This window comes from Carboxylicivirga sp., from assembly GCF_982718395.1.
In genome coordinates this window covers 17,686-39,392 of the sequence record NZ_CEXQWX010000043.1, presented here as the reverse complement: position 1 = coordinate 39,392, position 21,707 = coordinate 17,686, and the positions used below count along the sequence as shown (strand labels likewise).

Annotated in this window: 19 protein-coding genes, 1 pseudogene and 1 riboswitch; of the genes and pseudogenes, 13 read left to right on the top strand and 7 right to left on the bottom strand. The window is 38.8% G+C overall.

The annotated features are described in order from the left end of the window. The 7 genes and pseudogenes from AC4MRQ_RS10240 to AC4MRQ_RS10210 all read right to left on the bottom strand — a co-directional run. Positions 1–374: pseudogene (locus AC4MRQ_RS10240) on the bottom strand (hypothetical protein); the annotation flags it as partial. Between the two features lie 3 nt (positions 375–377). Beyond that, entirely contained in the window at positions 378–1,601 is a 1,224-nt protein-coding gene (gene cbiE, locus AC4MRQ_RS10235) for a precorrin-6y C5,15-methyltransferase (decarboxylating) subunit CbiE (protein ID WP_491197577.1), read from the bottom strand. Next, complete coding sequence (gene cobJ, locus AC4MRQ_RS10230) at positions 1,594–2,985, bottom strand: precorrin-3B C(17)-methyltransferase (RefSeq protein WP_491197576.1); 1,392 nt, start codon at positions 2,983–2,985, stop codon at positions 1,594–1,596. The genes cbiE and cobJ overlap by 8 nt, the downstream gene beginning before the upstream one ends. A 233-nt stretch (positions 2,986–3,218) precedes the next feature. Then, complete coding sequence (cobI, locus tag AC4MRQ_RS10225) at positions 3,219–3,935, bottom strand: precorrin-2 C(20)-methyltransferase (protein ID WP_491197575.1); 717 nt, start codon at positions 3,933–3,935, stop codon at positions 3,219–3,221. A gap of 3 nt (positions 3,936–3,938) precedes the next feature. Further along, entirely contained in the window at positions 3,939–4,820 is an 882-nt protein-coding gene (locus AC4MRQ_RS10220; RefSeq protein WP_491197574.1) for a sirohydrochlorin chelatase, read from the bottom strand. Beyond that, complete coding sequence (cobA, locus tag AC4MRQ_RS10215; protein ID WP_491197573.1) at positions 4,813–5,595, bottom strand: uroporphyrinogen-III C-methyltransferase; 783 nt, start codon at positions 5,593–5,595, stop codon at positions 4,813–4,815. Before cobA ends, AC4MRQ_RS10220 begins: the two co-directional genes overlap by 8 nt. A gap of 1 nt (position 5,596) precedes the next feature. After that, positions 5,597–6,196, bottom strand: a complete 600-nt coding sequence (locus AC4MRQ_RS10210) for a precorrin-2 dehydrogenase/sirohydrochlorin ferrochelatase family protein (protein ID WP_491197572.1) — start codon at positions 6,194–6,196, stop codon at positions 5,597–5,599. A 216-nt stretch (positions 6,197–6,412) separates the two neighbouring features. Further along, positions 6,413–6,618, bottom strand: a riboswitch (cobalamin riboswitch). A gap of 142 nt (positions 6,619–6,760) precedes the next feature. Here AC4MRQ_RS10210 and mnmE point away from each other — a divergent pair. The 13 genes from mnmE to AC4MRQ_RS10145 all read left to right on the top strand — a co-directional run bounded on the left by mnmE (position 6,761) and on the right by AC4MRQ_RS10145 (position 21,706). Next, entirely contained in the window at positions 6,761–8,173 is a 1,413-nt protein-coding gene (gene mnmE / locus AC4MRQ_RS10205) for a tRNA uridine-5-carboxymethylaminomethyl(34) synthesis GTPase MnmE (RefSeq protein WP_491197571.1), read from the top strand. Between the two features lie 232 nt (positions 8,174–8,405). Continuing rightward, positions 8,406–8,759 (top strand): helix-turn-helix transcriptional regulator, encoded by a 354-nt coding sequence (locus AC4MRQ_RS10200; RefSeq protein WP_491197570.1) that lies wholly within the window; start codon positions 8,406–8,408, stop codon positions 8,757–8,759. Next, positions 8,756–9,844, top strand: a complete 1,089-nt coding sequence (locus tag AC4MRQ_RS10195) for a phage integrase SAM-like domain-containing protein (protein WP_491197569.1) — start codon at positions 8,756–8,758, stop codon at positions 9,842–9,844. Before AC4MRQ_RS10200 ends, AC4MRQ_RS10195 begins: the two co-directional genes overlap by 4 nt. A 5-nt stretch (positions 9,845–9,849) precedes the next feature. Continuing rightward, on the top strand, positions 9,850–10,860 hold the full coding sequence (locus tag AC4MRQ_RS10190; protein WP_491197568.1) for a DUF6617 family protein: 1,011 nt from the start codon (positions 9,850–9,852) through the stop codon (positions 10,858–10,860). Positions 10,861–11,090: 230 nt separating this feature from the next. After that, the gene (locus AC4MRQ_RS10185; protein ID WP_491197567.1) at positions 11,091–11,393 is read left to right on the top strand and encodes a helix-turn-helix domain-containing protein; all 303 of its coding nucleotides are present in this window, start codon (positions 11,091–11,093) and stop codon (positions 11,391–11,393) included. Beyond that, on the top strand, positions 11,390–11,683 hold the full coding sequence (locus tag AC4MRQ_RS10180; protein ID WP_491197566.1) for a helix-turn-helix domain-containing protein: 294 nt from the start codon (positions 11,390–11,392) through the stop codon (positions 11,681–11,683). Before AC4MRQ_RS10185 ends, AC4MRQ_RS10180 begins: the two co-directional genes overlap by 4 nt. Continuing rightward, on the top strand, positions 11,676–12,596 hold the full coding sequence (locus AC4MRQ_RS10175; RefSeq protein ID WP_491197565.1) for a BT4734/BF3469 family protein: 921 nt from the start codon (positions 11,676–11,678) through the stop codon (positions 12,594–12,596). Before AC4MRQ_RS10180 ends, AC4MRQ_RS10175 begins: the two co-directional genes overlap by 8 nt. A gap of 2 nt (positions 12,597–12,598) precedes the next feature. Continuing rightward, positions 12,599–14,365 (top strand): DUF3987 domain-containing protein, encoded by a 1,767-nt coding sequence (locus tag AC4MRQ_RS10170; protein WP_491197564.1) that lies wholly within the window; start codon positions 12,599–12,601, stop codon positions 14,363–14,365. A gap of 219 nt (positions 14,366–14,584) precedes the next feature. Then, on the top strand, positions 14,585–15,166 hold the full coding sequence (locus AC4MRQ_RS10165) for a restriction endonuclease subunit S (RefSeq protein ID WP_491197563.1): 582 nt from the start codon (positions 14,585–14,587) through the stop codon (positions 15,164–15,166). 207 nt (positions 15,167–15,373) lie between these two features. Continuing rightward, positions 15,374–15,682: an HNH endonuclease signature motif containing protein gene (locus AC4MRQ_RS10160; RefSeq protein ID WP_491197562.1), complete on the top strand. Its 309-nt coding sequence runs from the start codon at positions 15,374–15,376 to the stop codon at positions 15,680–15,682. Positions 15,683–15,750: 68 nt separating this feature from the next. Continuing rightward, positions 15,751–17,235: a type I restriction-modification system subunit M gene (locus tag AC4MRQ_RS10155; RefSeq protein ID WP_491197561.1), complete on the top strand. Its 1,485-nt coding sequence runs from the start codon at positions 15,751–15,753 to the stop codon at positions 17,233–17,235. A gap of 1 nt (position 17,236) precedes the next feature. Further along, positions 17,237–18,451, top strand: a complete 1,215-nt coding sequence (locus AC4MRQ_RS10150; protein ID WP_491197560.1) for a restriction endonuclease subunit S — start codon at positions 17,237–17,239, stop codon at positions 18,449–18,451. A gap of 3 nt (positions 18,452–18,454) precedes the next feature. Next, on the top strand, positions 18,455–21,706 hold the full coding sequence (locus AC4MRQ_RS10145; protein ID WP_491197559.1) for a type I restriction endonuclease subunit R: 3,252 nt from the start codon (positions 18,455–18,457) through the stop codon (positions 21,704–21,706). Position 21,707: the final 1 nt, after the last annotated feature.

The window sequence follows — 21,707 nt, the reverse complement described above, 5'->3', positions numbered from 1 at the left end:
GTATCGCTGGCCGTTGTAATGACTGCATGCCCGCCTGTTATTCTTGCAATGCGTTGCGCCAGCACATTGGCTCCTCCTTTGTGTCCAGAAACGACGGGTTGAATAAATCGCCCTTGCAGATCAAGGTTAATAATGGCCGGATCGCTTTGCTTGCTCTGAATATGAGTGGCTATAGATCGAACACAAATACCCAGGGCACCAATAAATAATATGCTATCGCACCGATTAAAATGTTCGTCTAAAAATCCTTTGATGGATTCAATACCCTTCGTACCCGGATAGGCAGCTGTTGAATATATATGGCCTTCCAGCTCTTGTTTGAGCACATTGGCAAGAGGCAGTGCATTGATATTGTTGATTATAATTGCGTTCATATCTTAAATTTTTGAACTATTCAATTGCGATGTGTTAGCGTCTTGTTTTGTAGCCTGAAAAATGGTCACCGGATTATGCTCATCCTGCTTTATCAGCATTGTATCCGTAACAGCTAATTCTAAATCAGTGGCAGCTCTTTTGAATGCTTCAGCTGTTTCCTGACTGACAGCATTGAAAACGATGATTCCACCTGGTTTTAGACGCTGATTCAATCGTTTCATCATATCGTGTAAGCGACCACCATGCCCACCGATAAAGATCCGGTCAGGCTGCGGCCATTCGTCCAAATTAAAGTTGAAGAAATCTCCAATGGTAGCCTGAATACCTGGAATGTGAAATTTATATTGGTTTTTAGCCATCAGTTCACGTGATTCCTCACGCTTTTCAATGGCGAAAACAGAAAGCTGCGGGGCCATTTGTTTGGCTTCAATTGATACCGAACCGGTACAAAAACCAATGTCCCAAAACACTTTGGCATTATCCAGTTTCAACATGGATAAGGACATCAAACGGATGCTACGCTTGGTAATCATCTTCGGCCGTCCATCCAAATAATGAAAATCTTTCTCATTGATACCCGTCACCCGATCAAAGTGTATGACTTTCTCCAGAATCAGGCAATTGGGCATAACAGTTTCTGTTACTGCCAACTCTTCAATGGACAATTCCTTTACCTGCTGTCGTTCACCACCTATACGCTCGCCCAAGTACACCTTATAATTGGTCAGACCAACCGCCAACATGCGCTGTGCAATGGCAGCCGGTGTTTTGCGCTTATCAGTGAGAATACCAATCAATGGCGTGCCTTTAATCAGCTCCTGATCCAGGTTTTCCCACGGGCGACCTGTTAAAGTGGCGACGACCATATTGCCGTAAGGTATGAGACAAGCCTGAGCCAACATCTGCAGGCTATTAAAACTTGAATACACCTTGATGGATTCATGCGGAAATTCACGTTTCAGAGTATTGGCAATGCCAAAAAACAAAGGATCACCCGAAGCAAACACAACTATGTTCTCATAGACTTGACGGTAGTGATCAAAGGTTTGCTTTAAGGGCACCAGTACTTCTATCCATTGATGATCAACAGGTAATAAATCACACACCAGTTCATAATGGCGCTTGCCACCCGAAAAACAATGAGCCTTTGAGATAATACTTTTCAGCTCATCGCTAAGCACTGGCTTCGCCTCATCTGATATGCCAATAACGTAGAATTTACACATCACGCCCTGGTTTTAAAGAGGCAGCCTCATCGCGACTCAGGATGGCATTAACAATGGTTGCCGCCAGGTTAGAACCACCTTTTCGTCCTTCCACACTCACATATGGCAAGTTCTTAAAGGTCTTTAAACGATGCTTCGATTCCTCCACATTAACAAAACCAACAGGCGCACCCACGATACCAGCCGGTTGAAATTGCTTTTTACGCATCAATTCCGTCAGTTCGATCAAAGCTGTAGGTGCATTACCAAATACATATAAAGCATCCGGGTGTTCTTCAACAGCCAGACGGATACCTGCCTGTGTACGTGTTATATTTTTCTCTTTGGCCAAATCTATCGTGCGCTCATCGTGCAAATAGCATTTAATATCAATACCATAACGCTCACATGCTTTTTTGCGAATACCACTCTGTACCATGGTTACATCTGTAATAATGGTGCCACCATTCAGCAGATACTCACTAATGCGTTTAACCGCATCGTTCTTCACCCGCAAAAGATTTTTCATCTCAAAATCGGCGGTGGTATGAATGCAATGCAGCATCACCCATTTCTCTTCATAAGAAATATCAAGATCGGTTAATTGTGCTGCAATGGTGCGGAAGCTTTCCTGCATAATCAATGGCCCGGGAGCTCCTTCCTCATCGTATTTTGAATAGTAGCCACGTGGTGTAATAAACTTATCATTCACCACATAACTTTGTGAGTTACCAATAATTACTATGGAGAACATATCAACCATCTCAGGGTCGAATTCGGCCAGTGTGGTTAAAGTGACTTTCTCATCCTCGCGATCAACCTGACGTACAATGGCAACAGGCGTTGACGGGTCACGCTCTTCGAGGAACAGTTCCTGCAATCGGTATATCTGCCAGTAGCGTTTTTTACTTTTGGGATTATACAGCACCGTCACAAAATCCCCATAGGCCGCTGCCTTCATGCGCTTTTCAATCAGTTTCCAAGGCGTTAGCAGATCGGATAAGGACAGCACCACAAAATCGTGACTAAAGGGTGCACCCAGTTTCGCTGCTGCTGCCTGAAAAGCGGATATACCCGGAATCACCTCCACCGGAATATTGGTCTGTCGCTTTTCGGCCATTTCCAATATCAATGAGGCCATACCGTATATCCCGGCATCGCCCGAACTGATCACCGCTACTTTTAAACCAGACTCAGCCTTTTCAAAAGCAATTTTGGCGCGTTCCACCTCCTGGCGCATACCGGTGTCAATACAATCGGTTCCTTCCTGCAGGTAGCATTGTATAAACTGAAAATAGTATTTATACCCGATGACCACATGGGCTTCTTTTATCGCTTCAATAGCTGGTTGTAAGAATAGATCCGGGTTACCGGGGCCTAAGCCAATTACTTTTATGTTGCTCATACTTTTGGTTTTAAGATTCAAGAGTTCAGGGTTCAGGGTTGGGATTCGAGACGATTGACATGATCTCTAATTTTCTGTTTTGAATAAACAATTGACTTTATAAACTGTGCACGTACATTTAAGTCATAAATTATACCACCCCGCCTGTCGGCACCCCTCCTAAAATTTAGGAGGGGACGGGTTTGCGTCCTTCCAATATTTATATGCAATTGCCCTGGCTTCATCATATTAATTTAGCGTTTAGTCTTGCTTTGTTTTATAATGATGATTGAGAAGTAAGGAATACGTCGCTCCTTCAAGTCATTAATATTACTGCTTGTAAACTCTTTATCGGTACCCATATACTCTCCGTAAAAAAACTGATAGCGAGAATTATCAAGGAAACGAGCGATCCAATCCTTTATCTTAGATACTTTCATCATTATAACTGTTTCATTTGCTGTTGTGAATGCTTCCAGCTCCTTTTCGTCAGCTACCTCGGGCACCACCAAGACTTTATCGGTTTGTGTGCAAATGGGATTGGCACTCAGAGATCCGCCCAATATAAATGCCGGAACGCCCGGAATCATTTCATAATTGACGCCCGCTTGTTTAATATCATCGATCAAATAAGCAAAGGTGCTGTAAAACGAAATATCCCCTTCACTGGCAATGGCCACTGTCTTTCCTGCTTTACTATGAGCTATGCTTTCTTGCGCCAGTCGACCATAAGTAGCATTGACTTCGCTGCGGTCGTACTTCATAGCCACCTCCACGGACTTCAGTTTGCTCTTGTCCAAACCTAACTCACTCAACACACGCCAGGCCATGCTGCTTTTCATGCCTTTACTATTGACCGTTGTCGGATAATAAATCACATCGGCTTTTTGCAACGTCTTCAAAGCTTTTAGGGTAATCAATTCCGGATCGCCAGGGCCTAAAGCCACACCATATACTGTTCCTTGCTCCATTTTTTAGTGCTTATGTCCACAACAAGCGTGATCGTGTCCATGATGATGATGTCCATGACCATGATGGTGGTGATGGTGAGGTTCGTAATTCTCCAGCGTTTCCTGATCTACCGAAGTGATCAGATCTACTTCTCCACTCTCAACACTCTTCAATCGCTTTAAAAGTATTTGAGCCAAAACATCCGATTCACTTAGCAGGGGCGTAACCGAAATATTGAGATCAGTTCGCTTTTCTTCCAATGCCTTAAACAGATCAAGTGCTTTATCCATGTATACACCAGGGAAAAATATATACGGAACCACCACGATATTTTTATAGGGTAAATTCTCACAAATAGATAGGGCATCGGCCACCGAGGGGTAAGTCATACGACTACAAAAGCCATTAAGGGCGAAAGGGAATTTATTGGCTTCCTGCACCATACGTGTTAAGCGTGTCAAATCGCCATTGGCAGCAGGTTTTGAAGCTCCTACACCCAGTCCGAAGAACAAGGTCTCTGTCTCTTTTCCTTTAACTGCATCATCAACTTTACTCAGTAAGTCATTGGATAATTCGATCATATCATCGCAATCACCAATGTAATGCGCCAGCTTAATTGACACATTATACTTTGCTTGTAACTGGTACAACATGCACGGAATATCCTTCTGAATATGCACACCGGTAAAGAGAAAAACGGGTAAAGCATATATTTCTTTCACCCCTTTACTGGCCAGGCTCTTCACTCCCTGTTCAAAATCAGGTTGGGATAACTCTAAGAATCCTGCTTCCACTTCGTAATCCGGTAAACGTTTTGCAAATTCACCGGCATATTGCTTGAATGCCTCTTCTCCTCTTTTCACACGGGTTCCGTGCCCACATAGTAATACTCCTTTTTTACACATGGCTAAACTCTTCTTTAGTTACTGATTTGATGATTGGTTTTAACTGATCGGAAAATTTAACAACCTCCCCGATAACCATTAATGCCGGTGGTTTAAAACCAGCATTGGTCATATCAGCCTCAATGGATTTTAAATTTGATTTAAGCATTTCCTGCTGAGGGTATGTTCCCCATCGTATTAAAGCAACAGGTGTTTCATTACTCTTTCCTCCGTTAATCAGCTCCTGTGCTATACGACCAGCATTGGTAACACCCATATACACAACCAGCGTATCTGAGCCCTTTGCCAATGATTGCCAGTCTACAGGATTCGCCCCATTCTTAGCCGGATGTCCAGTTACAAAGGTCACTGATGAAGCTACATGACGCGCTGTTACGGGAATACCCATATAAGCTGGCACGGCAACTCCGGAGGTAATACCGGGCACTACTTCATAATCAATCTCATTTGCTATTAATGTGAGAATTTCTTCCACGCCTCGCCCGAATACAAAAGGATCGCCCCCTTTTAAGCGCACTATTTCTTTACCTTGACCGGCATAATGCACTAATAACTCGTTTAGTTCATCCTGTGGGTAGGTGTGTTTATCTTTCTTTTTGCCGACATAGATCATCTCACACGCTTGTCGGCAATACTTTAATAGTTCTTTATTTACCAAATAATCGTACAAAACAACTTCTGCTTTTTCGAGAAGCTTTGTAGCTTTTACACTGATTAAATCAGCATCACCAGGCCCTGCTCCCACCAGCCATACTTTTCCTGTTACTGGGTTCATCTTATTTATTTGTGTTAAGGTCAATCTTATTAGTTTCAATGCGCTCAATTATCTCATCAACCATCTCCATCATTTCCCTCTCGCAATCTTCATCATTACTATTGAGCATCTGTTTTCTTTTCAGAGCCACCTCATCAATCAGTTCTGGTGTCAAAGCAGACAACTTCTTTATAAAATATCTGCGTAAAGCTGCTGAAAGAGCCGGTGATTGCCCCTGAGTGGTAATACCCAGATGTAAATCGCCTACCTGACAGGATGCAGGCAGAATAAAATCACCTTCATCGACACCATTAATACTATTAGCTAATACCCCGTAATGCTGTGCCTCTTCTGTAATTAGACCATTTACGCATTGATCATTGGTGGCAGCAAATACCATAAAAAAGTCTTTCACATCATCCTTCTGATAATGTCGATCACGATGTATGAATACATCTTTATCTTTCAGCTCTTTAAGTTCCGGTGTTAATTCTTTGGAAATAACAGTTACGGCAGCACCGGCCTTAATGAGTTTACTGACTTTTCGCAAGGCCACTTTACCACCACCAACAACCAGGCAGGATCTATCAACTATAGATATATGAATTGGATAATATTTCATCGCAGAAGCTTATAATGTTACAAACAGAATTCCATATCAGATACAACTATCTAATAGGTTCTATGCCATTGAACAATGCTTATACACGTGATTTATTAACGCATCATTAGATGTGTTATCAAAAGAAATACATGAGCGCAGATTATGTATCTGCCATAATTGAGATGACTTTTCCATTGTGCATCAAACTTTTAAACCCGAAAGTTTTGATTAATACTATGTTGATCCTCTATGGCAGGTTTTCTGACTTACTCCCTCCTGTTGTGCCTTCCCATCCGTCTTTGACGGACAGTGACATTAAGTTTCAACGGAGTTAACAGAGCTTACAGCTGCGGGTACAGTTCCGGACTTACACCGGATTCCCTCTTTCTGTCAGGCTTCGAACATACAAGTCCTGACGCACCATGTTAAATCGGCATCAAAAGTAGTATTTTTTGAATTAAACCAAATACCATTACGTCAAATATGGCTTATTTAGAATCAGGCGTAATTAGCTATATTTGCAAAATAATTGGGAGCCACGATTGAAACTTCGAATATGCCCAACTTAAAAACAATTGAATAATGCTAAGCGAAAAAGATACTATTTGCGCCATATCAACAGCTCAGGGAATGGGAGCTATTGCAGTGATCCGTTTATCGGGAGATGAATCCATTTCGATTTGTGAGAAAATATTCAGACCTGCAAAAGTCGGAAAGCGACTGTCTTCGCAAAAAGCAAATACGATTCACTTTGGGAGCATCTATGAAGATGAAAAAGATATTGATGAGGTATTGATCAGCATTTTTAAAGCACCACATTCATTTACGGGTGAAGAGATTGTAGAGATAGCTTGTCACGGTGCTCCATATATTCAACAGCAGGTTTTGCAATTATTAACCAAAAATGGTGCACGATTGGCCACGGCTGGTGAGTTTACCCAACGAGCATTTTTGAATGGCAAAATGGATCTATCACAGGCCGAAGCAGTTGCTGACCTTATTGCATCGCGCAGTGAAGCAGCCCGGCGTGTGGCCTTACAACAGATGCGAGGCGGCTTCTCCAATGAATTGGTTAACCTGCGAATGCAATTGCTCAATTTTATTTCGTTAATTGAACTGGAACTTGACTTTAGTGAGGAAGATGTGGAGTTTGCTGACCGTTCAGAATTAACAAAACTCGTTGATGAAATTGAAGCTCTACTTCAAAAATTGGTTAATTCATTTTCGCTTGGTAATGCCATTAAAAATGGAATTCCTGTAGCTATTGTGGGACATACCAATGCAGGAAAATCAACCTTATTAAATACCTTACTGCAAGAGGAACGTGCAATAGTATCTGACATACACGGCACCACGCGCGATGTGATTGAAGACACAATCAACATTGAAGGCATTGGTTTTCGTTTTATCGATACCGCAGGTATCAGAGCCACTAAGGATAAAATAGAGAACCTGGGTATAGAGCGCACTTATGACAAGATCAGTAAGGCTACCATTGTTCTGTTAATGCTGGACGTTAATGATCCTGATGATAAGATTCATGCTGCTATCAGCGATGTTAAAAAGCGACTGGATGAACAACAACAGTTAATCGTGGTCATCAATAAAACAGATCTGAGCGATGAATCTGTAATTGCTGAGCGCTTTTCAAAAGAAAGCTTCAGAGAATTATCTGGTACGGATGCCATTGTACCTATCTCCGCCAAAAAACAACTGAATATTGAAGCATTAACCAATGCACTTTTAAAAACTGTTAACCTATCGGCCATTGATAATGATGAAGTAATTGTTACCAATGTGCGCCACTATGAAGCACTTCAAAAATCTCACGAAGCCATCACACGGGTTTCAAACGGATTAGAAACGGGCATTAGCGGTGATTTTCTTGCTCAGGATATACGAGAAGTATTACATTTCTTAGGCGAGATAACGGGACAAATCAATACAGATGAGGTGTTGGGAAATATTTTTAAGAATTTCTGTATTGGAAAGTAATAACCTTTCCTTTACTACTCTTTTATCTTCTTATTCAGCACATTACAAAGTTTTGTTTTCTTTTTTCTGTTGTTATTTTCCTTTATTTTAGCTATATTTGTTGCTACAATGTTACTGCAACAACAAGATTTGTTGCACGCAACAAAAATCCAATTCAAGTGGAGAAATGATGTTACATACAGATACATCACGATACACGAGGATACATTGAGATACTTAAAGGTACAATCCGATGAGCAGCAAAATAGAGATTACAAAGGTATGCCAACACTGCGGTAATGAGTTTATCGCTAAGACCACTGTAACGAAATTTTGCAGCCATACTTGTGCTAATAGGAATTACAAACAGCGGAAGAAAGCCGAAAAGTTGAATCAGGTTAAAACACCAACCGAACAAAGAACCGAGTACAATTTTTCCCAACTCAACGAAAAGGAATTTTTAAGCATTGCAGACACGTGTCAACTTTTGGGTGCCAGCCGCATGACTATTTACCGCCAAATTAAAAACGGCAACATAAAAGCCGTGAAATTGGGTAGACGTACGATTATTAAGAAATCCGAAATTGAAAAACTGTTTGCATCATGAAGGTAACTTTGCGAAAAAGAAATCAAGGAGGTAAAACCAGTCTTTACCTCGATTATTACAATGCAGGTAAAAGAAAAACCGAAACGCTTAAACTTTACCTGGACCCGAAACCAAAAACCAAATTGGAACGGGAGCAAAACAAAAAGACAATGGAGCTTGCTGAAAATATACGCGCCCAACGTCAATTGGAATTACAAAACGGTGAATATGGTTTTCGTGATGCTGAAAAGCAAAAAGGAAGTATTCTCGTTTATATGCGCTTGCTTACCGAGAAACGCAAAGACAGCACAGGCAATTGGGGCAATTGGGATAGCATGGTTAAACATCTGGAAGCATTCACAACCAAAGATGTTGCTTTCTCTAAATTAGACCGCAAATACGTTCAAGACTTCAAAGAGTATTTAGATAAGAAAGCCCGAACCAAAAGCAACACGGGTTTATCGCAAAACTCAAAGTACTCCTATTTCAATAAATTCAAAGCAGGATTAAAGCAAGCTGTAAAAGATGGTATCATTCCTCACAACCCATCGGAAAGCGTTGAAGGATTTAAGCAAGGAGAACCAGAACGAGAATTTCTTACTTTAGAAGAATTGCAAGCAGCAGCCAAAGCAGAATGCGATATTGAACAATTGAAAACAGCATTTCTATTCTCATGCCTTACAGGTTTAAGATGGTCAGATATTAATAAACTAGTTTGGTCGGAAGTACAGCATTCTAACGAAATGGGATATTACATTCGATTCAGGCAGAAGAAAACCAAAGGAGTAGAAACTCAACCTATATCAGACCAAGCATTTGATTTATTAGGTGAAAGACAAGAAGCAGAGGAACGAGTTTTCAAAGGCTTAAAATACTCTGCATGGCACAATATGAAGTTACAACAATGGATGATGAGAGCAGGTATTTCAAAAACCATCACGTTTCATTGTGCGCGCCACACCTACGCTACCCTGCAATTAACAATGGGAACCGACATTTACACCGTTTCGAAATTGCTTGGACACCGAGAATTGAAAACAACACAGATTTACGCCAAAGTAATTGACGAGAAGAAAAAAGAAGCCGCAAACCGAATTAAATTCTAACCCTTATGAAAAATCACTTTGTTATACTTGACGAGATAATTTACAAAGGTTTAAGACCTTGGCTGGAAGCAAATAATCCAGACGAAAAGTTTGCTTCAATGATTTCAGGCGTAAAAGAAATTGTACCTACATTTCAGCCTAAATTTCAGGTCAATTTCGAAAGACCTTTCAACAACAAAACGAAATACTATTCAAAATTCATTCTCGCCGAAAAGCTCAAAGCCATAAATGACTTACTGGATGCATTGCACGAAGATGAAAATCCGCAATTGATTAAATACCGCTTAAACGACACTTTAAACAAAAAGCTCAAGACGAAAATCAAAGATATTGGCAAAATCATTAAAGACCAACAATTTGAACCGTCCTACATAGACCCGAAGAAAACAACATTTGATGTTGACCAGGAGCATAAAATCAATACGTTTGTTTTTCAATTGCTGAAAATTAGTCTTATTCATATGTATTTGGAGATTCAGGAAGTGTTCAAATCATGGGTTCAAGATGAACTTGTTTTAGAAGATTTCTATACTCAATTACTATTCGAGCAAATACCAGTAAGTTTTCAAATAATTAAAATGCAGACAATTGATGTTACACCTACTACGCAAGATGAACCTAAAACAAAAATCGTCGAAGAAATATCGCTCAAATCCTTCACTTATATTTATTACCACAAGAAATCGGATAACCTAACTGATTTATGCGATAGCTTAAAAAAGTCTGGTTTTATCCATAAAGATACCACTACTGTAAATTTCAAAAAGGTATTTTCAGGTAAGGAAATTAATACCCCAGTTGTATGGACTGGCAACCCAACTGAATTTAGCTACTTTATAAAGTTATTGCACAATACTCATAAATTGGTTGCAGACTTAAAACAAGAACAGTGGAAAGTAGCAATTGATTGTTTTATTATGAAAGATGGCACGAAATTTAAAAACAATGTTCGAAAACTAGACCGACCAGCCAGAACTGGTGACAAGTTAGATAAAGCAATTTCCTTACTTTTCTAATACCTGCCACTTTACACTTCTTTCTTTTTTCTTCCTTTTCTTGTTCAATCGGAGGTGGCAATGCCTATCTATAATAGGCTACATGCGCACACCCTCCACCTGCCACCTTCCACTCCACCGTTGAACCCACCACTATAACACCCTTGTTTTCAGCATAATTTAGCAATGTCTTTGAAAAACAAAGATGACTTTTGCGCGAAAGTCCATTATCAAATTTAAAGTCTGATAAAATGGACTCGATAGTTTTAGAAAAATTGAATAGCATTGAAAAGATGCTTATGGAGCAAAATATGCTCAAAAAAGAGGTGCTAACATTTAACGAAGCATCTATTTATTTAGAGGTCTCACACTCTCACCTCTATAAAATGACGAGTACTGGAGTTGTACCATGTTACAAACCCAATGGTAAAAAAATCTACTTCAATCGTAAGGAGTTAGATGAATGGCTTTTATCAAATAAGCAAAGCTCACAGAAGGAAATTGAGCAGCAAGCTGCCAATTACCTCATCAAAAAAGGGAGGGTTGAGCTATGATGGAAGTTATGCAAATGCTATTGGAATTATCATCGGCAATTAAGGAAATTAAAGCCCAATTGCTGGTGATGAAGCAAACCAGAACCGAAGCGTTCAAACAATCGTGGATTGACGGTCAGGATGTAATGCTTGCGCTTAAAGTAAGTAAACGCACATTGCAAACCATGCGGGATACGGGGATTCTCCCCTATTCCCGCATCAATGGCAAATTCTATTATAAAGTTGAAGACCTCGAAAAACTCCTGGAAAGCAACTATTCCCGAACCTTAAAAAATGGCAACCATGATTAAGGAGAAGGATATTTTAGATAAAACACATTACGGACTAGGTATCTACTCGCACATTCTGCGCGAGTATTACCCCGATGAGACTGTTGTCAGGCTATCTGGTAAAGAATGCGCCCCCGCCAAAAATCCATTTAATGAGAATAAGCTTACGCTTAAACTCATTAATGTGGATTGGATGTTTATGTTCAACGATTTAGAGCAAAACGAATTTAAAGGCAATCCCTTTGAATTTGCGGCATTGCACTACAATCTGACTGGTAATAAATTACTGGAAAAGCTCAACGAAGAACTACATCTTCGCATTGGTGAAAAACACCACTTTTATAGTAATCAAAAATCAGTTGAAGTTGAGATTAAAGCGGAAAGTAAACCTACGGTTCACATTCCTAAATTCAGCTATTTCAAAGCTCCTGTAAGCAATATTTACCCCAAGAACACCCTAAGTTTATTAGAGGTGTACGAGTTGATTAAATCAACTCCTTACACCTCTATAACAAAACAATTAAGGACTATTGAGGCAAAAGGCGAAGCACGAAAATTCAAAGCTTCAAAGTTTGACTACGCAACCTTTTCAGGAACTTTTGAAAAACGAAACGATAAAGCACTAAAAAGTCATTCAGGTTTATTGACCATTGATTTTGACCACATTGATAATCTTCAGCAATTGAAAAATCAATTACTGAACGATGAATATTTTGAAACAGAATTGCTCTTTGTGTCGCCATCGGGCGATGGCTTAAAATGGATTATTCCCATTGACATAAACGAATCAACTCACCAAAACTACTTTAAGGCAATAGCCAACTACATTAAAGCAGTGTACCAACTGGAAGTTGATAAATCGGGCAAAGATGTTTCCCGTGCGTGTTTTTTACCCTCAGACCCTGAGGTTTTTATTAATCCGAAATACTTATAGCAATGAACGATAAAAAGAAATTCGATATAAATCATTGGTTAAACAATGATGAACCAAAAAAAGAGCCAATAAAAAAACTGTCTGTTACAAACATTCAGGAAAGCGACACAGAAACCATCATTAAACGCATTGAGGATGCACATATTGATATAACCGCCAATTATACAGATTGGCGTGATATTGGCTTTGCTTTTGCTGATGAATTGGGCGAAACTGGTAGAGATTGTTTCCATAGGGTAAGCAGGTTTCATCCTGAGTATTCTCAATCAGAATGTGATAAGCAATACGACAAATGCTTAAAAGCAAATGGAAACGGTGTTTCCATTAAATCGTTCTACCATCTTGCACAGCAATCTGGCATTAGTTTAATAACAGCTCCACCCAAAAGCATGCACAAACCTCAAGCAAAGGAGATAGCACAAAGTTACATTCAGAATGAAAGTGAAGAAAATGAGGTTATTTTCAATACACCTCAAATCTCATCTGAGATATACGACCAACTGCCTGAAATACTCAAGGATAGTGCAGAAATGTTTCAGGATGCCATTGAGAAAGATGTTTTCCTGATTGGTGCTATTTCGGTAATTAGTGGTTGTTTACCCAACGTACAAGGAATCTATTTCGATGAGCCTGTATCGGCTCATCTTTATTCTTTTATTACCGCACCTGCAGGTTCTGGAAAAGGAAAACTAAAGTGGACAAAATACTTTGGCTTGAAAATTCACAAGAGCATGGTTGAACAGTCTAACCGTGCCAAAGAGGAATACGAACTAGAATTAGAGAACTACAACAATCTGAATAAAAATCAACGACAAGATGTTGAACGTCCCAAAGAGCCTAAGCGTAAAATGTTCTACATTCCTGCAAATAGCAGTTCAAGTGCATTTATTCAGGCTTTATCCGATAACGATTTTAAAGGAATTATTTTCGAGACAGAAGCAGATACACTGGCAGGTACTTTAAAACAAGACTGGGGCAACTTCAGCGATGTGCTTCGCAAAGCATTTCATCACGAAAGTACCAACATGTTCAGACGCAAGGATAATGAGCATATAGAAGTTGAAGACCCTCATCTCGCTATCGCTCTATCGGGTACTCCAAAACAAGTACAGGCATTGATGCCTGATACAGAAAACGGCTTGTTTAGCCGCTTCCTTTATTATGCATTTGAAGATTACAGCGACTTTAAGAATCCTTTTATCTCACATCAAAAAGTAGACTACACACAGTTTTTTGAAAGTAAAGGAGAGCAAATTTACGACCTGTTTCAATCTCTTAGCAATCAACCAAAGCCTTACAGCTTTAGCTTTACCGAAGAGCAAGGAACAAAGTTTACAGAGTTCTTTAAAGATGCATTTATACGAAATCGATTATTAATAGGTAATGACTTCAATGCAAACACCAGGCGTTTAGGTTTGATAACTTTCCGTATTGCGATGGTGCTTCGCACCTTACGCATACTCGACGATGGCGACTATTCCAATCCGCTTTGGTGTACTGATACCGATTTTCAAACCGCAATTAAAATTGCTTTTACATTGGAGAAGCACGCTATCGCTGTTTTCCAAAGTCTTCCAAACAATAATCTAAAGGGAATAAAACTAAAGTTCTATGATGCCCTTCCTGAAAGCTTCAATCGCCAAGGGTATTTGTCAGCAGCTAAGAAGTTAAACATTAAAGAGAAAACAGCAGAAAAGTATATTGGGCAGTTTAAGGAAAGAAATTTACTAAATCACTCACATAATTCATATCAAAAATCTAAGTCATAAAAAAAGTTGATTTTTTTTGAATTATTTTTCACATGTTCCAATAAAATCCATATCTCACTAAATAGTAACGCATTAAACTCTTTTTACATATTCAAAATCAGTACTAAATAGCAACAAAATTAAAAATTAGAAACGTTGTACTAAAATATTTATTTGTTTTTTATTGTTTTTGTTTTCATATTTGCATCGTAATTAGAAACGATGTACTAAAATAAAAACATGAAGCATCAATTAAGTGAAATAGCACAAATATTTTATGGTCCTTACGAAAAGGCAGAACCTAAAGGTAATATAAAATACCTCGTTTCCAGTCATTTCGATGAGTTTTTTGAGCCTTCAGAGTTCAAAGACTCCTTTGTGGATACTATTAAAGATGCTGAAAAATACATACTACGCCCCAATGATGTTATTGTAACAGGTAAAGGGCAGCGCATATTTGCATGGGCATACAAAGAGGAATATGGTACAGTGATACCATCTTCCCTTTTTTATATTATTAAGCTCAGTAGCAATAGCAACATAATTGGAGAGTTTTTAGCCAATGTACTAAACTCGGAAAAAGTTAACCATAAGCTTAAATCACTCAGCAGAGGAACTTCAATACCTTCAATTCAGAAAAAAGAATTGGGGCTATTAAAAATATACATTCCAACTATAGAAAAACAGAAACAAATTATTGAGTTGTCGAAGTTATTGGATAAAGATGTTGCGTTAGCAACAGAACTATTAGAAAAGAAAAAAGCCTTGAAATCAGGCTTACTAAATATGATTATTAATAATACTAAATCAAATGGCGGATAAACAAAAAAGCCTTAATAAAGTGGTCACTTATTAAGACTTCTTTTGGCGTATCGTTTGCATCAGGGGCTTATCACCCAACTGACTCGAACACCGTTTAGCAACACAAAAGTACGCCAAATTCATCACTTTTCAAAAGAAAAGTACACGACCAGGCTAAAGCTCCTTAATCCTTTAAAATATCAGGAGCATTAATAAAAACGATTAGAAATGGCGTATAATAGAAATATTTTGAACGAAAGCTTTAATCAGACAACAGTTGACTTGGTTTGGCAAAAAGAACAAGTTGTTCCAAGGTACGACCCTAATGTATGGCGCAAGGATACTTGTGGAGCTTGGATGAAAAGAAATGAGCATGGCAACACAAACTCACAACACGGTTGGGAGATTGACCACATTAAGCAAAAGGCTCAACATGGTTCTGACCATATAAGCAACTTACAACCTTTACAATGGGAAAATAACCGCCACAAAGGCGACAACTACCCAAACTGGTCATGCAAAATTAAAGCTGCATAAATTGAATTTTAAAAAGAGAGCGGTTCGCCGCTTCTCTTTTTACTAAATATTGAATTAAAAAATTAGACATGAGTAATAAATTATCACAAGACAAGATTAACAGCACGGTTTGGAAAGCTTGCGATTCATTCAGAGGAACACTAGACCCCGCTGGTTACAAAGATTACATTTTAACAATGCTTTTCGTAAAATACATCTCCGATGTACACAAAGAAAAGAAAGAAGAGTATGTAAAAAAATACAATGGCGATGCAGTTCGTATTGAGCGTGCATTAAAACACGAGCGTTTTAAAATGCCCGAAGAAAGTTCTTTCGATTACCTCTACGAACAACGCAACGCCGATAACCTTGGTGAATTGATTAATGTTGCCTTAGAGAATATTGAAGAAGAAAACCGTGCAAAACTGGAAAAGGTATTCCGAAACATCGACTTCAACTCCGAAGCTAATTTAGGGCAAACCAAAGACCGTAACCGAAGACTAAAAAATGTATTGACTGATTTTGCAGTTTTAGACCTTCGCCCTTCTAATTTAGAAGATAACGATGTTATTGGCGACTCTTACGAATTTCTTATTTCCAACTTTGCTTCCGATGCAGGTAAAAAAGCAGGTGAGTTCTATACACCAAAAGCAGTTTCAATGTTATTGGCAAAGCTTGTAGAACCAAAAGAAGAAGACCGCATCTACGACCCCACTTGTGGTTCAGGCTCATTACTATTAAAAGCTGCAAAAGAAGTGGGAAGCACCAACTTTTCATTAAGCGGACAAGAAGTAAACGGAAGTACCTGGGCACTTGCTCGCATGAATATGTTTCTACACGGGCGTGACAACGCCACCATTGAATGGGGCGACACTTTAAACAACCCCTTGCACAAAGAAAACGACCATTTAAAAAAGTTTGATATTGTTGTTGCCAATCCTCCTTTCTCTTTAGATAAATGGGGAGCCGATAATGCAACTAGTGACCAGTACGGACGTTTTTGGCGTGGTGTACCACCAAAGAGTAAAGGAGATTACGCTTTTATTTCACACATGGTAGAATCATTAAACGAGCATGGGCGTGCAGGTGTAGTATTGCCTCATGGTGTATTGTTCCGTGGTAGTTCAGAAGGTAAAATTCGCAAAGCATTAATTGAAGAAAATAAGCTAAAAGCGGTTGTAGGATTACCATCTAACTTGTTCTATGGCACAGGTATTCCCGCATGTATTTTAATCTTCGATAAAAATAAAAGTAATACAGATGTATTATTTATTGATGCTAGCCGAGAATTTGAAAATGGAAAAAACCAAAACTACTTGCGCGTAGAGGATATTGAGAAAATCTTTAAAACTTACAAGAATTGGGTAACTGTGGATAAATACAGCTACGTTGCTAACCAAACTGAAATTGAAGAAAACGACTATAACCTAAACATCCCTCGTTATGTGGACACTTTTGAGGAGGAAGAACCTATAGATATTGCTGCAACACGACAGGAAATAGCAAGCATTAAAAATGCAATGACAGCCGTAGAAAAACAAATGGCTGATTACTTAAACGAATTAGGTTATTAGTATGGCAAATATTAAGAATAATAAAACCCTACTTGGCATAGAGATACCCTCTGGATGGAATGTTGTTAACTTACATAGCCTGTTTGTTGAAAAGAAAATTAAATCTAGCGATTTAGAAAAATTTCCGCTATTCAGCTTTACTATTGAAAAAGGAGTTTGCCCAAAAACGGATAGATATGACCGTCAACATTTGCTAAAAGATTTACAGAACAATCAATATCATATTATTGAAAAAGATGATTTTATTTATAATCCAATGAACCTAAGATTTGGCGCCATTGGTGTTAGTAAAATTGAATTTCCTGTTTCCGTATCTGCATATTATAACATCTTAGAACCTAAGGATAAATCTTTAATTGGTTTCTTAGAGAACTATCTTAAATCTCATCGATTACTAAATATTTATGATAGAATAGCTATAGGGTCATTGGAAGAAAAGAGAAGAGTACACCTATCCATGTTTTGGAAAATTGATATACCCCTTCCTCCTTCACAAGAAATTGCGAAAATTGGTAATATTCTATCTACATGGGATAAAGCAATTGAACAAACCCAATACCTTATTGAGCAACTTAAAAACCGTAAGAAAGGTTTAATGCAACAGTTGCTTAATGGAAAAACAAGGCTAAAGGGTTTTAGTGGTGAGTGGAAAACAGTAAAGGGAGCAGAACTTTTCTCAAATCATTCTGATAAAAATCACGATGGTGCATTAGAGGTTTTATCTGCCACACAAGATAAGGGGGTTATTCCAAGGAGCGAAACGGGCATTGATATAAAATACGATAAAGAATCTCTAATCAATTATAAAAAAGTTGAGGTTGGGGATTATGTAATTAGCCTTAGGTCGTTTCAAGGTGGTATTGAATATTCAAATTATGAAGGTTTAGTAAGTCCAGCATACACTGTATTAAAAGAAAAGATGCCTATTTCAAAAGCATTTTACAAAGAATACATGAAGACAAAGGATTTTATTAATAGACTCAACTCAATTATTTACGGAATCCGTGATGGTAAGCAAATTAGCTATAAAGAGTTTGGGACATTAAAGCTATTGTATCCACCAGTTGAGGAACAACAAGCCGTTGCCAAAGTATTAACCACTGCAGATAAAGAAATAAAAACACAGGAAACTTACCTGCAACAATTACAAGACCAGAAAAAGGGATTAATGCAACAATTGTTAACGGGGCAAAAACGTGTAAAACTTAATAACTAAACTATGGCAGCACCATCATTTTTAGAAGACCATATATCGCAGATACCAGCACTACAGTTACTCATAAACATGGGCTACCAATACGTTACGCCATCACAAGCAATGGAGTGGCGCAAAGGCAAAAATTCGGTGGTGCTGTTTGAAGATATATTGTTTAATCAATTACAGAAAATAAACAGCTTTACCCGTAAAGGCGAAGAATATAAATTTTCAGAAGCCAATATCAGCTCCGCTGTTTTGGCTATAAAAGAATTGCCTATTCATGAGGGTGTAATGAATGCCAATGCTGCCTATTACGATTTAATTACTTTGGGGAAGGCATTTGAGCAAAGCATCGATGGCGATAAAAAAAGTCATTCCCTGCAATACATCGACTGGCAAAATCCTGAAAACAATGTATTTCATGTAACCGAAGAATACAGCGTAGTACGTGATGGCAGAGCAGATACTTACCGCCCCGATTTAGTATTGTTTGTAAATGGTATTCCTACTTGTATTGTGGAGTGTAAAAGTCCTGCATTAAGTGGTACTAAAAAACCTGTAGAACTGGCAATAGAACAGCACGCACGAAACTTTAGTGCAGATGGCATTCGTTCGCTTTATGTATATTCCAGTCTATTATTAAGTATAGCAACCAACGAAGGCAGCTACGCTACCACAGGCACACCAAAAGAGTTTTGGGCTAAATGGAAAGAACAATTTCCATCAAAAGCTAACGAAACAAACTATTGGAGCACCTTAACCGAACTTAAAAACAAAGCGCTAAACAAGGCTGACAAAGACCTGTTATTTTCGGATAGATTCAAATATGTTCGTAACTATTTCGACAGTTTAGAACAAGAAGAACGACAATTGACTAAACAAGATGAATTATTGTTTAGCTTATGCACACCAGCTCGAATGCTCGATTTTATCCGCAATTTCACCCTGTACGATGATGGCATAAAAAAAGTAGCGCGTTATCAGCAATACTTTGCGGTAAACGAAACCCTAAAACGGGTTTCTCACTTCGATGATTCAGATAAACGAAAAGGTGGTGTTATCTGGCATACGCAAGGAAGCGGTAAGTCATTAACTATGGTAATGCTGGCGCAACTACTTGCTGCAAACAGCAATATTCTGAATCCTAAAATCCTTTTGGTTACTGACCGTATCGATTTGGACGACCAAATATCCGACACATTTAAAAAGTGTCAGAAGGAAGTTCGTCAGGCAAAAACGGGCACGCACCTTGCTGAATTGATAAGCGATAATGACGATGCCATTATCACAACAATCATTAATAAATTCGAGGCAGCTGTAAAACAATGCAAAGAACCTTTTACATCGCCAGATATTTTTATTCTGATTGATGAAGGACACCGAACTCAATACGGTAGTTTTAGTGTAAGTATGCAACGGGTTTTCCCCAATGCTTGTTTTCTGGCGTTCACAGGCACACCATTAATGAAAAAGGAAAAGAACACAGCAAAGAAGTTTGGAGGCTATATTGGAAAAGCATATACTGTAAACGATGCGGTTGAAGACGGTGCCGTTGTTCCGCTTTTATACGAGGGACGACACAACCTAATGAGCATTAATGAGAAACCTCTAAACACCTTCTTCGACAAGGTTTCCGAACCGCTGAGCGCTTATGGCAAAGCAGCATTAAAGCGCAAATTCAATACCGTTAATGAGTTGAATAAAGCTGACCAAATTGTATATGCCCGTGCATGGGACATCAGCGAACACTACACAGATTTTTTCCAATCCAATAGCGAATCATACAAACCCAAAGCGCAATTGGTTGCACCATCGATTAAAACAGCTTTGCTGTATAAACATTATCTGGATGAGATTGGGCAAATATCTTCCGAGGTGGTTGTAACTCGTTCCGACCAACGAGAAGGAACAGAAGATTCCTTTTATAATGAAAACGAAGAGAAGCAACGGGAAGATGTTTATTTCTCAGCAATGGAAGACAAGTATGGCGACTTAAAAACATTTGAGAAAAGCATCATTAACCAGTTTAAGAAAAGAGATGAACCCGAAATATTAATAGTCGTGGCAAAACTCCTAACAGGTTTTGATGCGCCAAATAATACCGTTCTATATTTGTGCCGCAGTTTAAAAGAACACACTCTACTGCAAGCAGTAGCAAGGGTAAACAGAGTTTACCCAGGCAAAGACTACGGGTACATTGTGGATTACTACGGTAATCTTGAAAACTTAGACAATGCACTGGATACTTATTCGGGATTAGAGGGTTTCGACAAAGAAGATTTAGAAGGTACGCTAACCAACATCAACGAAGAAATTAAAAAGCTACCTCAGGCTCATGCCGAGCTTTGGGATATTTTCAAAAGCCTACAAGGAAAGAATCTGGAACCAACTGCATACGAAGAATTGCTTTCAGCCGAAGACCTCAGAAATAAGTTTTATGAGAAACTTTCGGTTTTTGCCCGAATGCTTAAACTGGCTTTATCATCAGTTGATTTTGTCAACAACACCGAGGAAGAAAAAATCAATACTTATAAAAACGATGCCAAGTTCTTCCTAAAACTGCGTGTTGATGTAAAACGCCGTTACAACGATGATATTTCCTACAAGGAATATGAACCACAGGTTCAGAAGCTTATAAACAAGCATCTTTCAACCGATGGGGAAATTTTGAAGATTACCGATTTGGTCGACATCTTCAACAAAGAAGAACGGGAAGCCGAAGTTGAAAAGATAGTTGGGAAAGCAGCACAAGCCGACCACATTGCCAGCCGAACCATTAAGGCTATTAATGTTAAAATGCAAGACGACCCAATCTACTATGCAAAGTTTGCCGATTTAATTCGTCAGACCATAGAAGACTATCACCAGAAGCGCATTGATGAGGCTGAATACTTACAACGAGCTAAACAGTTTGATAAAGATTTCTTTGAAGGTAACAGGGACGATGCACCCGAAGAACTGGCAAATAATGAAGTAGCGTTAGCATTTTACAACTACAGCAAATCGGTTTATACCGATGTGGAATTGTTGAAAACACCGTTCCATATTGAAATGGGTTTAATTATCGACCAGTCGGTAAAGAACCATATCTACCTCAATGATAAAAAGATTGTGGATTGGCATAAGAATGTTGATATAACAGGAAAAATCAATATCGAATTAAGTGATGCTATTTACGACCTTTTACAAAAGTTTGACATTGATACGAACTGGGATGAAATCGACCATTTAATTGAAGAATGCTTAAAAATTGCGATTCACAAATACAAGTAAG

What these genes read in the sequence shown, in the direction of transcription:
- mnmE (WP_491197571.1), top strand. Translation starts at nt 6,761, where the DNA reads ATGCTAAGCGAAAAAGATACTATTTGCGCCATATCAACAGCTCAGGGA.
- cobA (WP_491197573.1), bottom strand. Translation starts at nt 5,595, where the DNA reads ATGAACCCAGTAACAGGAAAAGTATGGCTGGTGGGAGCAGGGCCTGGT.
- AC4MRQ_RS10200 (WP_491197570.1), top strand. Translation starts at nt 8,406, where the DNA reads ATGAGCAGCAAAATAGAGATTACAAAGGTATGCCAACACTGCGGTAAT.
- AC4MRQ_RS10145 (WP_491197559.1), top strand. Translation starts at nt 18,455, where the DNA reads ATGGCAGCACCATCATTTTTAGAAGACCATATATCGCAGATACCAGCA.
- AC4MRQ_RS10210 (WP_491197572.1), bottom strand. Translation starts at nt 6,196, where the DNA reads ATGAAATATTATCCAATTCATATATCTATAGTTGATAGATCCTGCCTG.
- AC4MRQ_RS10175 (WP_491197565.1), top strand. Translation starts at nt 11,676, where the DNA reads ATGATTAAGGAGAAGGATATTTTAGATAAAACACATTACGGACTAGGT.
- AC4MRQ_RS10180 (WP_491197566.1), top strand. Translation starts at nt 11,390, where the DNA reads ATGATGGAAGTTATGCAAATGCTATTGGAATTATCATCGGCAATTAAG.
- cbiE (WP_491197577.1), bottom strand. Translation starts at nt 1,601, where the DNA reads ATGTGTAAATTCTACGTTATTGGCATATCAGATGAGGCGAAGCCAGTG.
- AC4MRQ_RS10220 (WP_491197574.1), bottom strand. Translation starts at nt 4,820, where the DNA reads ATGTGTAAAAAAGGAGTATTACTATGTGGGCACGGAACCCGTGTGAAA.
- cobJ (WP_491197576.1), bottom strand. Translation starts at nt 2,985, where the DNA reads ATGAGCAACATAAAAGTAATTGGCTTAGGCCCCGGTAACCCGGATCTA.
- AC4MRQ_RS10165 (WP_491197563.1), top strand. Translation starts at nt 14,585, where the DNA reads ATGAAGCATCAATTAAGTGAAATAGCACAAATATTTTATGGTCCTTAC.
- AC4MRQ_RS10185 (WP_491197567.1), top strand. Translation starts at nt 11,091, where the DNA reads ATGGACTCGATAGTTTTAGAAAAATTGAATAGCATTGAAAAGATGCTT.
- AC4MRQ_RS10170 (WP_491197564.1), top strand. Translation starts at nt 12,599, where the DNA reads ATGAACGATAAAAAGAAATTCGATATAAATCATTGGTTAAACAATGAT.
- AC4MRQ_RS10190 (WP_491197568.1), top strand. Translation starts at nt 9,850, where the DNA reads ATGAAAAATCACTTTGTTATACTTGACGAGATAATTTACAAAGGTTTA.
- AC4MRQ_RS10150 (WP_491197560.1), top strand. Translation starts at nt 17,237, where the DNA reads ATGGCAAATATTAAGAATAATAAAACCCTACTTGGCATAGAGATACCC.
- cobI (WP_491197575.1), bottom strand. Translation starts at nt 3,935, where the DNA reads ATGGAGCAAGGAACAGTATATGGTGTGGCTTTAGGCCCTGGCGATCCG.
- AC4MRQ_RS10195 (WP_491197569.1), top strand. Translation starts at nt 8,756, where the DNA reads ATGAAGGTAACTTTGCGAAAAAGAAATCAAGGAGGTAAAACCAGTCTT.
- AC4MRQ_RS10160 (WP_491197562.1), top strand. Translation starts at nt 15,374, where the DNA reads ATGGCGTATAATAGAAATATTTTGAACGAAAGCTTTAATCAGACAACA.
- AC4MRQ_RS10155 (WP_491197561.1), top strand. Translation starts at nt 15,751, where the DNA reads ATGAGTAATAAATTATCACAAGACAAGATTAACAGCACGGTTTGGAAA.